Origin of the sequence: Pantoea sp. USMM079 (assembly GCF_037153115.1) — a bacterium.
In the GTDB taxonomy this organism is placed as follows: Bacteria; Pseudomonadota; Gammaproteobacteria; order Enterobacterales; family Enterobacteriaceae; genus Pantoea; species Pantoea communis.
On record NZ_JBBCKX010000011.1, the window covers coordinates 98,634 to 111,858 of the forward strand.

The following is a 13,225-nucleotide window of genomic DNA, read 5'->3' on the forward strand; positions in this document are numbered from 1 at the left end:
GGTCAATCCTCAAGTGGAGTCCATTGCCCATCAGGCGCAACACGGCCCAAAGAGCTGCTGTGAAAATGGGAACTGAACCAGATTGCCTGATGTTGCTGGCACCAGTCTATAACGCGTTGTCGCGATGCCATGGCGAGCGGAAGATCTTCACAGAACAGCGAGTTCCAGTGCGGGTGTTGAAACTGCACAGGATGGTGCATCACATCACCCGGGAAAATCGCATACTCGCCCTGGCTTTCCAGCACAATCGACGCGTGATCGATGCTGTGACCCGGTGTGGAAATATAGCGCAGCACGCCGGCGAACAGCGGGGAATCCTGCACGTCGATGGTCTGCAACTGGCCGCGTTCGATCAGCGGCAGAATACTGTCGCGATACAGTTCCTGACTGGCGGGATCGTCCTGGCAGTGCTGCAATTCAATCGCTGAGCAGACATAACGGGCATTGGGGAACATCGGCTGCCACTGGCCGTCAACCCAGTGGGTGTTCCAGCCAACGTGATCGGTATGGATATGCGTCATCAATACCAATGTCACTTCAGCAGGATCAACGCCCGACCGTGCCAGATTGTCGGCATAAGGCGTATTCAGCTGATGGAATAGCGGTTTGTTATCGCGGTTGCGCCCATTGCCGGTTGCGGTATCAATCAGAATAGTGTGATCAGCGGTACGCACCAGCCAACTGTGAATCGAGACCTCTGCAGGCTGTTCGGCAAAGGCGTCACTCATCTCAGAACGATGTGCCTTAAACAACGCACCAAACGAAAAAGAGGCGCGCTGTTCAGTGATTTTTTCAACCCGGCACTCGCCTACCTGAATGTTCATGCTGTGCTCCACTTGATAGAGGACGCGTTCAACAGCGTCCGTGACAGTAAGTTGAAAGTCACTATACTGAGGCGCATAACATTATTTAAATCGATTAAAATCATGAAAAGCATCAATGAAAATGATTTCTCACGTATCGATCTCAATCTGCTGGTGGTGTTGATGGTGATGTACGAAGTGCGTAGCGTGACGCAGGCCGCCAATCGCCTATACCTCGGCCAGCCAGCGGTGAGTGCCGCCCTGAAAAGGCTGCGTGAGATGTTCGATGATGCGCTGTTTATCCGCACGTCATACGGCATGACACCGACGCCGCGTGCCGAGCAATTAGTGCAACAGTTCGCACCGCTAATGCAGGGGCTGCATCGGGTGATCTTCACGCCCGATGCATTTGATCCACAGCGTGATAACCGCCGTTTTCGCATTGGCATCAGCGATTGGCTGGAACATTGGTTGATGCCTGATTTGTTAGCGGAACTTGCCACTGCCGCGCCCGGTGTAGATATTCATGTCGTCGCTGCCGATCCCTGGCAGGCGATTCCGTTAATGGAGCAGCAGCAGGCAGATGTGGTAATCACCGTTGGGAATGAAGTTAGTCGTGACTTAACCCGCGAGAAAATCGGCCCGGCGGGTTTTCGCACTGTGTGGAGCCGCCAGCAAATTGCACTGGAACGCCTTACTCTGGCTCAGTTTGTCGGTCATCAGCATGCGCTGGTGTCTTATCGCGGCGCCAGCGAAAGTGCCCTTGACCATGCTCTGCAGCGCCAGGGAAAATCCAGACGTGTACGCTATGTCACGCCGCACTTTTCCAGCTTACCGCTGCTACTCCAGCAGTTGCCGCTGTTCGCCACTGTACCGCAGGGGCTGGCTCCCGCGTGGTGCCAACGCTATGGCTTAAAAGCAGCGCCCGTGCCGGTTGAAATGCCGGATTATGAACTGTCTTTGTTGTGGCACAACGCGCAGCAAGACGACCCGGCAAACCGCTGGTTGCGGGAGACATTGCGCAATCTGCTGCAGCGGAAGATATAGTCTGGCGTTCAGGCTTCAGGCTTCAGGCTTCAGGCTTCAGGCTTCAGACTTCAGACTTCAGGCTCCGGGCTGCAGCGTCCGGCGCATCCCTTTGACTTCACCACGGCACGACGCGGCCGAGGTAATCGAGATAATGCAGCCCGGTGCGGCCCGCATACGCCTCCATGGTGTTGAGCAGATTGGGGATGCTTTCATCGATGGTCAGGCGAGCTTCCGGCCCGCCCATATCGGTCTGCACCCAGCCTGGCGCCATTAACAGCAAGGTGCGCGCATCCTGATGGCGTGCGGCAAAGCTGCGCATAAACATATTCAGCGCTGCTTTGCTGCCACGATACACCTCGTAGTTGCCATTGGTGTTGTTGGTCAGACTGCCCTGACCGGAGGACATCACGGCAATCGTGCCGCTGGGGCTGACCCGATCTTTGAATGTCTCGATCACACGTAATGGGCTGAGCGCGTTGGTCACCATCACACGGGTGAACTCCTCGGTTGAAACATCGGCTATCGTTTCCCGATCGTCATTTTTCACCCCGGCATTGACGAACAGCATGTCAAACTCCGTGCCCGCCAGGCGTTGATGCAGAGCGCGAACCTGCTCGGGTTCAGTGATATCCACCGTTTCTACCGTCAGCTGTTGCGGATAGCGCGCAGCCAACTGCGACAGTTTATCGGTAGAATGGGCTCGCCCGGTGGCCACAACCTGATAGCCTCGCTGTAGCATGGTTTCTGCCAGTGCGAATCCCAACCCGCGTGACGCGCCAATCAATAATGTTTTCATCCTGTGTTCCTCAGCTGAGTTGATAAGAAAAGTCTAGCGCGGAGTGAGGGTAGGCGGAACACGCAGCCTATGCAGTGATAACCTGCATCAAACGCCTTGTTATGCCGCTCGACATCCAGCAGGATAGTGTCCATGAACACTACCGATCTGAATTTACTCACGGCACTCGACGCGCTGCTCACCACGGGCAGCGTGGTGGGCGCGGCACGCCAGTTGAACCTGAGCGAATCCGCGATGAGCCGCACGCTGGGTCGCCTGCGCAATGTCACGGGCGATGCGTTATTGGTACGGGCCGGCCGCCAGATGGTGCTGACCCCTTATGCAGAAGCGATACGGGAACGGACGCAGCGTACGTTGCGGGAAGCACATGCCGTGCTCAGCCCTGATGCTGAAACGCTGGATTTAGCACAACTGAATCGCTGTTTTAGGTTGCGCACCAACGAAGGCTTTGTCGAAGCGTTTGGCTGTGCGTTGATTGCTGCTGTGACCGCGCAGGCACCGAAGGTCGAGTTGGTCTTTGTGGCAAAGCCGGAGAAAAGTGATCGTGAATTGCGTGATGGCAGCATTGATATAGAGATTGGCGTGCTCGGCAATATGGGGCCTGAAATCCGCTTGCAGGCGCTGTTTCGCGATCGTTTTGTCGGCGTGGTGCGCGCGGACCATCCTTTGACACAGCAGATGGACATCACCCAATTGGCCCGATTTGGCCATATTGTGGCGTCTCGTCGCGTAGAACGGGGTGGACCGATCCAAGACGCCATCGAGCAAGCCGGATTGCAGCGCAAGGTTGTTGCTGTTGTGCCGGCTTTCTCTGCCGCTGTGGCGCTGGCGGTCGATTCGGATTGGGTGGCGCTGGTGCCCCGTTCGCTGGTTGCACATCACCCATTGATTGCTCACAGCCAGGCGTTAGCGATGGTTGAGTTGCCCTTTGCCACGCCGGAAATGACAGTGTCACAAATGTGGCATCCTCGACTGGAGAATGATGCCGCGCATCGCTGGTTGCGCGGCGTGGTGAAACAGGTTGCGTTATGGCGCGTAACTGATCGGCGTAATGGCGGTAGGATCAAGTTGCTGACCGAATTTTGCTAAGGTGGATGCCATTGGACAAAGCGTACCCACCTCGGTGACCCGACAGTCAGGCGTTCGCCACTCTTCACGCAAGAGCGGATGCGCTTGATCGACAGACTGCAGATGACGAAGGTCATCGAGGCTTTGTGCCTGGAAGTAAACATGCAGCCATCGCTCGCCACTCTGCTTATCGCGCCAGCGTTCAAACACCAGGCTACTGCCGGGGGGAATGTTGCCGCGCGTGTAGCCCGGCAAAGTCCAGGTGAAGCCCATCAACGTGCGCACCATCGCGATGTTAGTGTCATGTGCGACAAACAGCAGCCAGCGAGCATCCGGCACGGCATCTGAAACGGGGCTGACACCCTGTTCAACACCCTGAATCATTTCATTCAGCAGAATGGAGCCACGCTTTTTCGCCGTATACAGCACGTCGTTACTGAGGTCGTAATTAGCGGTTAACAGCGGTAATACAGCGGTTATCTGTGTAGAGTGGGTGATATTGGCCCAGGCCAGTTGATCTGCCGGCAGGTTCTCACTCCAGCCCAGACGCAACGTCTCCACCATGCTGGCAAGAACACTCAATCCCTGCACATAGGTCTTGCCGCTCTTGCTCTGCTTGATCTGCCACGGTTTGTCAAAGACCGAGCAATCGCTGCCTGGCTGACAGACAGCACTTTTTAATGCCTGAACGGCAGGTTGTAGCGCCTGCTGACGTGCGACCAGATTCCCCGTCGTAGCGGTCACGGCGGCAAGTTGTTGTGCGGGATCGGTATCGGTAGCCGGAAACGCTTCGGTCTGGAACAGGGGATCATCCTCACCCGCCACGTGATGCACCGTAACGCCACAGCCTGGAAATGCACCATCCACCAGCGCCTGGGCAGTGGCGCGGGTGCGTTGCAACGGGCTGGCGCGAACATACACCTCTTGTGCCCGTGGGCAGCCTGACGTCAATAAACCCAACTGACGATAATGATCGCCTTCCCAGCGCCCCTTGTTCACCACGGCGGCATAACCGTGCCCGGTCAACTCGCCATCGTGTGTGGTCCAGATGGTCCACGGGCGCTGAGTCGCTGCTTCAATCTCTTTACGGTTGCCAGACGTGGGTGGGCGAATACCATGTCGGCTTAGTTCCACGACCTTTTCCAGCTGATACTGCGCTTCAGCGTGTGCCGGTGAGGCGCTCATCCACAACGTACCGGCAATCAACAGGCCTGCGACATACTGTTTGCGAAGCGTATGCATATTCAAAAACCTCTGGATACTTAACCTTATCCAGGAGGGAAGAGGTCTAAGAATTTTGGTCGTTATAGGAATACGAAGTCTCTCGAACAAAGAATGAGTTTAAATTTGAACTGCAGAGATGCATATCGGTTTAATCTAAAACCTAATCCGACTGTTTTCCATACGTTCATTTCGGTGACAGCCATTGGTTTCTTACAGCTCTTCACACTGAGCATTAATGCCAAATCTCTGAAACTAAGCCTTTAATGCTGATGTCAGATAAGAATTCACCGTCGTTTAAATAAAAACACTTTCGATTTGTCATTTAAAATTATTGTCATGGAATAGGGACATATTGCTTTGAGAGCGTTTCGACACATTAGTATTCACTGCTAATTTTTGGCCTTTATTGCTATTGCGCAGATGGAGCAGCACTTGCCGCTGGCTTCTGCCGTGGCGATTGATTTTAAACCTCAGGGATTAGCCCTGATTGCCGGATAATTTAAGGACAGATAATGAGTGACACCGTGAATGACGCGCTGCTGGCACGTTTGATTTTGGCAGAGAAAGTGGCACGCGCAGGGGGCGAGAAGGCGCTGGAGTATTTCCATCATCGCGACACGCTGGTGGTCGAGACCAAATATGATCTGCAGGATGTGGTGTCTCGTGCTGACCGCGAAGTCGAGCAGATGATCGACCAGCAGATTCGCGCTCAGTTTGCCGACGACGGTTTCCTGGGGGAAGAGTACGGATTGCAGGAAGGCACATCGGGATACACCTGGGTAGTCGATCCGATTGATGGCACCAGCCCGTTTTTGAACGGCATGCCAAACTGGTGCGTCTCCGTCGCGGTACTGCATGACGGCGTGCCGGTGATTGGGGTGATCTATGCGCCAACTTATCAGGAGTGCTATGTGGCGGCGCTGGGGCAAGGCGCGACGTTAAATGGCCGTCGTCTGCAGGTTGACCCAACCCGCACGCTGCAAAACCATGTCACTGGCTTTGGCGCTAACAGCCACGTTAGCCCCGCTGAAGTGGGTAAAATCCTGGCCTCATTGCTGGAAGCCGGGGGCAACTTCATCCGTATCGGCTCTGGCGCACTGATGCTGGCGTGGGTAGCCGCTGGCCGCGTAGTGGGCTATTACGAACCTTATATGCACGCATGGGATTGTCTGGCGGGCTACTGCCTGGTGAAAGAGGCGGGCGGCTGGTATCACCCGTTCAATACCGAAGGCGAACGTTTGCTGAAAGGCGCTCAGGTGCTGGCGGTGGCGCCTGGCGCAGAAGCTGATTTGAAACGGATTGCGGGAATTTAAGCCTTATCCTCGCTGCCGGAAGCCGTTGCAGCAGCGACTTCCGGCAATCGTTTTTTTCAAAATCGGCAAGGATGCGAATCAGCCTTCACACCCCAACAGCATTGCAATTCGACCCTGGCGATGCTGTTATAACCCATCACCATATTTACCGGGTCATCGCGTGTCACTCTCCTCATCAGAATGGTTTAGCCGCAATGGCATTGAATGTTCGCGCGTGAACGCCACTGGCAGCCGCTTTCCACGTCATCTGCATGATGAATATGTAATTTGCGCTAACCTCAGCGGGCGCGAAGAGATTTGGCTCGATGGCAAAGTCTCTGAAGTGTTTGCCGGGCAGGTGACGATTTATAATCCCAGCGCGATTCAGTCCTCCTTATTCAGCAATGATCCGGTGAGTTTTATCAGCATTCACTTGCCGCAGGTGATCTTATCCGAAATGTTTGGCACCACCGCTGCGCCCGCTTTGCGCGAAGGGGTGTTCCATGACGCGCGGTTGTTTCAGGCGATCACTGAATTCGACCAGGCCGCGCGCACAGGAGATGAGTTACTGCTGGAACAACAGCTGCTGTGGCTGTGTGGTGAACTGCTCGACGATAAAGAGAGTGCCGAGCAGGGGGAAGTGCAGATTATCGAACAGGTGAAGCAGTTTCTTGGTGAACACTTGCACGAGAAACCGCAACTGGATGCGCTGGCGCAACGTGCCGGGCTGAGTAAATATCATCTGGTGCGTCGTTTCACCCAGCTCACCGGGTTGCCACCGTTGCAATACCATATGCAATTGCGGCTACAGCAGGCGCGGGAACTGTTGCGCCGTCGGGTACATCCGCAGGAAGCCGCGCTGCAACTGGGTTTTTACGATCAAAGCCACTTCATTAACGCCTTTCGCAAAGTAATGGGTACCACACCACACCATTACGCCCAGCAAATTGCCTCACCCCAATACAAACTCCCGATAGCCTGACACCATCACATAGGCGGCGAAGTAGCAGAAGATCAGCGCCGAGGCGAGATAGGAGTATTTTAACAGGCGCTGCCCCAACAGCTTACCGCCCATGCTGCCCACCAGGCATAACACACAGGTCCAGACCACTCCCGCGATAAAGAACCCACCGAGGAAAGAGGAAGTAGCATTGACGCTGCCGTGCCCCATGCGAGCAATCAGTGCACCGCCCACGCTGGCAAACCATAAAATCGCCGTGGGAGATGACATCGCCAGCACCACGCCACGACTGAACTCTCGCAGTAACGAACGATAAGGCTGTTGCTCCGTTGGGGGTAACGCCGCGTCTTTACGCAGTGCAGCGATCAACATTTTACCTGCGAACCACAGTAGTAATAATCCACCGCCAATCCACAACACCCAGCGTACCGCCGTAAACTGCAACACCACCGCCATGCCAGCCAGCGCCAGCAGCGCATAAATCAGGTCGCCAATGCAGGTGCCAATCCCTAACCAAAAACCGTGAAAATAGCCGCGCTGCATCGCGAGGGTAATCATGGCGATATTGGCCAGCCCAATATCAAGGCACAGCGATAAACTCAGCAGAAAACCATTTGAAAACTGCAGCATAGCAACGAGCCTGTCCTTATTTTTTCTGTGAGCGGCATTAAACCACGGTACGAATCACACTGTATTGGAAAGAATTGCGCCACAGCGCCCGGTGCACCACGGCATGCGCTTCAGGATGAATCGTCTCTGCGTCTGGTTTTCTCGCCGTCGCAATTATGTTTATATGCATCCATCTGCCATCAACCACCAAACGCCATGAATCTTCGGGAAAAAATTGTCGGCCAGTTCAGTGAGCTGTCACCAGAACTGCAGCGCGCGGCTGAGTTCTCTCTGCAAAATGCCAATCAGCTGGTGGTGCAATCGATGCGCGCGTTTGCCGTTGAAGCCGGTGTGAAACCTGCCACGCTGCTGCGCCTGGCGCAGCGTTTGGGCTACAACGGCTGGGGCGAACTGAAAGATGCCTTCATTGATGACATTGGCCTGCGCAATGATACATACGTATCCAAGGCCGAGAAACTGATCGCCAAAGGAACACAGCCGCAGCTGTATGATGAGGTGTTTAGCGCGCATCAGGCAAATCTGGCCTTTACGCAAAACGAAAATCAGGCGGAAATGGAACAAGCTGTGACCCTGCTCGATGCGGCTGATAACGTCTATATCTGCGGCTTTCGAGCCAGTTTTCCCATCGCCTGGTCGCTGTTTTATGTTTACCGGCTCTTCAACCGTCAGGTCTCGTTGATTGATGGCCTGGCCAGTAATATCGAAGTGTTTACCCGTGAACTCACCGCCCAGGATTGTGTGCTGCTGACCAGCTTTGCGCCTTATTCACGTGAGTCACTGGATGTGCTGCACGCCGCGCAGCAGGCAGGGGCAAAGATCATCGCGATTACCGATTCACCGGTTTCCCCGCTGGCGCAGGCCGCCGACTGCACCCTGTTATTCTCTATCGACAGTCCGTCGTTCTTCCCCTCAGTGGTCTCTGGCATGGGGCTGGCAGAGTGCTTACTGGCAATGCTGGTGGCGCGCCATGGCCGTGATGCTGTGCATATAATCGAAAATGCCGAACGCTATCTGATTGAATCTGGGGCATATGTGGTGCCTGGCAAATCCTGAGGGATGATTCATTTGTATCCGTCATAAGAAAATAGAATGCATTTGAATCATTATTGCATTGACGTGATCCAAATGAATCCTGCAAGATGCGCTTAATTACCGTAGCGTATTCAGGAGCAGTACCCAGTATGAGCCACATTATTCACCGCAGTTTGCGCAGCACGCCCGCCGTGGCTGCTCGAGCCGAAGGGGCGTACATCTTCGATAAACAAGGAAAGCAGTATCTCGACGCCTGCGGTGGTGCTGCCGTTTCCTGCTTAGGCCACGCGCATCCTGATGTGTTAGCCGCGATGCATCGTCAAATCGACCAACTGGCCTATGCTCACACCAGCTTTTTTACCAGCGACACCGTTGAGCAACTCGCTGAACAGTTGACGCGCACGGCGCCTGGCGATCTCAACTACGCCTATTTCGTTTCCGGTGGTTCGGAAGCCGTGGAAACCGCGCTGAAATTAGCGCGTCAATATTTCGTTGAAATCGGGCAGGCGTCACGTACCAAATTTATCGCGCGCAAGCAGAGCTATCACGGCAACACACTTGGTGCATTGGCCGTCGGCGGCAATGAGTGGCGCCGTCGCCAGTTTGCCCCATTACTGATCGACGTGATTCGCGTGTCAGCCTGTAATGAATACCGCGATCGTCGTGCTGATGAAACGCAGCAGCAATACACCACGCGTCTGCTCAATGAACTGGAACAAGCAATTGTTGATGCCGGTCCGGAAACCATTATTGGTTTCTGCGCTGAAACGGTAGTGGGTGCCACCATCGGCGCGACTCCGCCGACGCCGGGTTATCTGAGAGGCGTGCGCGCACTGTGCGATAAATACGGCATCCTGTATATCGCCGATGAGGTGATGTGCGGTATGGGACGCACCGGAACGTTGCACGCGTTTGAACAAGATGATGTGGTGCCGGATCTGGTTACCATCGCCAAAGGGTTGGGTGGCGGGTATCAGCCGATTGGTGCCGTGCTGGCCAGCGAAAAGATCGTCTCAGCACTCCAGTCGGGCAGTGGTCTGTTCCAGCACGGTCATACTTATATTTGCCACGCTACGGCGGCTTCAGCGGCACTGGCCGTCCAGCAGGTGATTGAACGCGATAACCTGCTCGATGCGGTGAAGCAGCAGGGCGCGTATCTGCAAAATGCCTTGCGTGAAGTGCTGGGCGCATTGCCGCATGTGGGCGACACGCGTGGGCGCGGCTTATTTGCCGGTGTGGAACTGGTGCGCGATAAAGAGAGCAAAACCCCGTTCGATCCTGCACTGAAACTACATGCTGGCATTAAAGCCAACTGTATGGCTCGTGGCCTGATGGTGTATCCGATGGGCGGCACCATTGACGGGCAGTATGGCGACCACATCCTGATTGCTCCGCCATTTATTATTACGCCGAGCCAGCTCGATTTTGTGGTGGATACGCTGGCGACCGTGATTCGTGAAGAGACCGGTAAATTATGATTAATCGTTTGCCGCCGCTGGCGGAGCACGAGTGGGACGATCAGCAACGTCCACTGGCAGAAGAGATCATTAACGGGCCGCGCGGTGCATTGCTTCCGCCGTTTGAGCCTTTACTGCGCAGCCCGGAATTGATGGCGCACGCGCAGCGCATGGGAGAGTACCTGCGCTATCGCAGCGCGCTCGGTCAGCGCTTATCGGAACTGGCGATTCTCATGACGGCTCGTCACTGGTCGCAGCCGGTGGAGTGGGCGATTCATGCGCCCATCGCCCGGGAAAAGGGCATATCCGCCGCCGCCGTGCAGGCCATTAATGAGAAGCGCCTGCCGGATGACTTAAAGCCGGATGAGTGGGTGATTTACCACTTTTGCCAGCAACTGCATCAACAGCAAAAAGTCACTGACACCACCTGGCAACAAGCCATCGATTTATGGGGCGAAGAGGGCGTAGTGGATCTGATTGGCATTAACGGTTATTACAGCTTCCTCTCGATGATCATGAACGGCGCACAGACGCCTGCTCCAGATTCTTCAGACATTCTTTTGCAAAGTGCATCAATATGAAAAAAATCGCAATCCATGGTTCCGCCTTCGAAATGGGTCAGCAACTGGGTGAATTTGGCCGTGAAGCCTGGCATCAAAAGCTGACGCTCACCGCACTCTGGCAGACAGTGACAGCCATGAAAGACGCCGACCAAACGGTGGCCATGCGCGCGTTGGTCCAGGCGCACTATCCGCTGATCTGGCAGGAGCTTGAAGGGCTGGCCGCAGGATTACAGGCGCCGATTGAGGAGGTTTTTGCCTGGAACTGCCGTGGCGATTTAGTACGTTCAACCTCGGATGGATGTACCACCGTGGCGGGACAGCGTGCTGATGGCGTGTTAACTATCGCGCACAATGAAGATGGTTTTCCGCAATTACGCGATGACTGTGCCATCGTCAGCATCCGTCCGGATAGTGGGATGGCGTTCACCAGCTTTGCTTATCCGGGGTCGATTTGCGGTCATACCGTTGCCGTAAACGAGAAGGGCGTGGTGAATACGGTGAATAATATTCGTGCACTGCATCGTCCGGAAGGAGTGCCGCGTCAAATCCTGGCCCGCGCCGCGTTGAATGCGGCCACGCTGGATGAGGCCATCGCAATCCTGACCACATCACCGCGCGCCGGATCGTTCCACCATACGCTCGGACAGATGGGCGATAGCCGTCTGTTTAGTGTGGAAGCCACGGGGTCGGGTTGCTCCGTAACGCCACTGACCGCAGTGTTCGCCCATGCCAATCACCTGATTCATCCGCAACTTGATGGCGTGGAACAGGTGATCACTGCCAGCTCCGGATCACGCCAGCAGCGGTTAATTGAGTGGCTGGAGACGCAAACGCAGCTGGATGGCGATGCAGCAAAAGCGATTCTCTCTGACCAGCATGATGCGGTGCTGCCCATTTATCGCCTTTCGCCGAACGATCCGGATGAAGAGAACACCCTGGCGACAGCGGTATTTACGCTGCATGCCAAACAAGTTGACTGGCAGATATTTACCTTGAATCGTGATGAGCCAGAATTTAAAGGCACGATTTCCTAAAAACTAATCTGCTATATTGTGAACCCGGTCACCCTGGCCGGGCGCTATTCAAATTAATCCCACTATAGTCGTTAAACATTCCGATTATGGTGGGGTACGAAAATGAATAGAAATAAAAAAGCCGCATTCAGCGGTTTAGCATCAAACATAACCATGGCATTATCCTTAGCTGTTTTTTCACTGGCGGGGAGCGCTATGGCAAATGCTGCGGAACATCAACAAATCGCTTTAGTGGGTACCTGGACGTCGATTCCAGATGCCCCATTAGAGCAGAAACCGGATCATCCTAGCGAAGGTTTATATCGCCTCAAGGTGAATGCGGATGGCACTTTAACACCACTTGATGTGATCAAAATGAAAAGCCCGTCATGGATTGTAAAATCCCAGGATGGCCGCTTTGCCTATACCACCAATGAAGAAAACGCCGGGGCCGTTACCGCACTGTCCATTGATAAAAGCGGTCAGGTGAAAGTGCTAAATGCGGTGGATAGCCATGGGCAACAGCCGACGCACGCCACCATCAGCCCGGACGGTAAGTTCCTGTTTGTCGCTAACTACTCGGTGGCGAAAGGCGGCGCGGGCGTCTCGGTGTTCCCGATTCATCATGACGGTAAACTGGGTGAGCAGGTGCAGCACTTTGCTTTCGACCACGGCACGGGCGCGGTGAAAGGGCGTCAGGATGGCGGTCACGCACACTCGACCACCTTTACCCACGACGGTAAATATCTGTACGCTGCCGATCTCGGCGGTGACAAGCTCCATGCCTATCGTTATCACGCCAATAAGGCTGAGCCTCTGGAAGCGGATACCGCACATGACGTGACCTTTACCGAAGGTTCTGGCCCGCGTCATATGGTGTTCTCACCAGATGGCAAACATGCCTACGTCACCACCGAAATGGCTGGTGAGATCGCGGTATTTACAGTGAAAGACGATCACCTGGATCGCAGCAATACCGTGAAGCTGAACAGTGAAAATAACAGTGCTGAATACCGTAGCGGCGGCGGAATTATTCTCAGTCCGAACGGTAAATATGTGATTGCAGCGAATCGTGGTTCAGATAATAAGCTGTTGGTGTTTAAAATTGAGGCGGATGGCCAGTTAGGCAAGCCGGTCAGTTATAAAGCCAACGGCATTGAACCTCGGGCGTTCTCATTTGATGGCAGTGGAAAATATCTCTATGTCACTAACGTGTTCACCAACAATATTTCCCTGTTCCATTTCGATGAAAAGAGCGGTGAGCTGAAAGCAGCGGGCGATGCAGCAAAAATATCCACGCCCACTGATATAAAGTTCTTTAATTAAGCCGTTCGGTGGGCGCATTTTTTGCGCCCAC

Annotated in this window: 13 protein-coding genes; 9 read left to right on the forward strand and 4 right to left on the reverse strand. The window is 54.5% G+C overall.

Going from position 1 to position 13,225, the window contains the following annotated elements; genetic code table 11:
- Positions 1-2: 2 nt before the first annotated feature.
- Positions 3-824, reverse strand: coding sequence for an MBL fold metallo-hydrolase (locus WFP70_RS15960; protein ID WP_337023807.1), 822 nt, complete (start codon positions 822-824; stop codon positions 3-5).
- A 102-nt stretch (positions 825-926) separates the two neighbouring features.
- Here WFP70_RS15960 and WFP70_RS15965 point away from each other — a divergent pair, with 102 nt between their 5' ends.
- A complete protein-coding gene (locus tag WFP70_RS15965) occupies positions 927-1,850 on the forward strand; it encodes a LysR family transcriptional regulator (RefSeq protein WP_337023808.1) in 924 nt (307 codons plus the stop codon).
- Positions 1,851-1,947: 97 nt separating this feature from the next.
- Here the strand turns inward: WFP70_RS15965 and WFP70_RS15970 are convergent, their stop codons facing one another.
- Positions 1,948-2,628: an SDR family NAD(P)-dependent oxidoreductase gene (locus tag WFP70_RS15970; RefSeq protein WP_337023809.1), complete on the reverse strand. Its 681-nt coding sequence runs from the start codon at positions 2,626-2,628 to the stop codon at positions 1,948-1,950.
- A 132-nt stretch (positions 2,629-2,760) separates the two neighbouring features.
- Between WFP70_RS15970 and WFP70_RS15975 the strand changes: the two genes are divergently transcribed.
- On the forward strand, positions 2,761-3,717 hold the full coding sequence (locus tag WFP70_RS15975; protein WP_337023810.1) for a LysR family transcriptional regulator: 957 nt from the start codon (positions 2,761-2,763) through the stop codon (positions 3,715-3,717).
- Here WFP70_RS15975 and WFP70_RS15980 read toward each other — a convergent pair.
- Positions 3,655-4,938: a histidine-type phosphatase gene (locus tag WFP70_RS15980; RefSeq protein ID WP_442956351.1), complete on the reverse strand. Its 1,284-nt coding sequence runs from the start codon at positions 4,936-4,938 to the stop codon at positions 3,655-3,657. The two genes, WFP70_RS15975 and WFP70_RS15980, sit on opposite strands and share 63 nt — an antisense overlap.
- Positions 4,939-5,432: 494 nt before the next feature.
- Between WFP70_RS15980 and WFP70_RS15985 the strand changes: the two genes are divergently transcribed.
- Together WFP70_RS15985 and WFP70_RS15990 are read left to right on the forward strand one after the other, a co-directional pair.
- Positions 5,433-6,233 carry an inositol monophosphatase family protein gene (locus tag WFP70_RS15985; protein WP_337023811.1) on the forward strand — a complete coding sequence of 267 codons (801 nt, stop codon included), beginning with the start codon at positions 5,433-5,435 and terminating at the stop codon, positions 6,231-6,233.
- 160 nt (positions 6,234-6,393) lie between these two features.
- Positions 6,394-7,194, forward strand: coding sequence for an AraC family transcriptional regulator (locus WFP70_RS15990; protein ID WP_337023812.1), 801 nt, complete (start codon positions 6,394-6,396; stop codon positions 7,192-7,194).
- Here WFP70_RS15990 and WFP70_RS15995 read toward each other — a convergent pair.
- A complete protein-coding gene (locus WFP70_RS15995) occupies positions 7,165-7,803 on the reverse strand; it encodes a LysE family translocator (protein ID WP_160867142.1) in 639 nt (212 codons plus the stop codon). The genes WFP70_RS15990 and WFP70_RS15995 overlap by 30 nt on opposite strands.
- Before the next feature lie 195 nt (positions 7,804-7,998).
- On the opposite strand from WFP70_RS15995, the gene WFP70_RS16000 reads away from it, so the two are divergent.
- The 5 genes from WFP70_RS16000 to WFP70_RS16020 all read left to right on the forward strand — a co-directional run bounded on the left by WFP70_RS16000 (position 7,999) and on the right by WFP70_RS16020 (position 13,194).
- Positions 7,999-8,856 carry a MurR/RpiR family transcriptional regulator gene (locus tag WFP70_RS16000; protein WP_337023813.1) on the forward strand — a complete coding sequence of 286 codons (858 nt, stop codon included), beginning with the start codon at positions 7,999-8,001 and terminating at the stop codon, positions 8,854-8,856.
- Positions 8,857-8,984: 128 nt separating this feature from the next.
- The gene (locus tag WFP70_RS16005; protein ID WP_337023814.1) at positions 8,985-10,313 is read left to right on the forward strand and encodes an aspartate aminotransferase family protein; all 1,329 of its coding nucleotides are present in this window, start codon (positions 8,985-8,987) and stop codon (positions 10,311-10,313) included.
- Complete coding sequence (locus tag WFP70_RS16010) at positions 10,310-10,873, forward strand: carboxymuconolactone decarboxylase family protein (protein WP_337023815.1); 564 nt, start codon at positions 10,310-10,312, stop codon at positions 10,871-10,873. The genes WFP70_RS16005 and WFP70_RS16010 overlap by 4 nt, the downstream gene beginning before the upstream one ends.
- Complete coding sequence (locus WFP70_RS16015) at positions 10,870-11,889, forward strand: C45 family peptidase (protein ID WP_337023816.1); 1,020 nt, start codon at positions 10,870-10,872, stop codon at positions 11,887-11,889. Before WFP70_RS16010 ends, WFP70_RS16015 begins: the two co-directional genes overlap by 4 nt.
- Before the next feature lie 195 nt (positions 11,890-12,084).
- Positions 12,085-13,194 (forward strand): lactonase family protein, encoded by a 1,110-nt coding sequence (locus WFP70_RS16020; RefSeq protein WP_337023817.1) that lies wholly within the window; start codon positions 12,085-12,087, stop codon positions 13,192-13,194.
- The last annotated feature ends 31 nt before the right edge of the window (positions 13,195-13,225 follow it).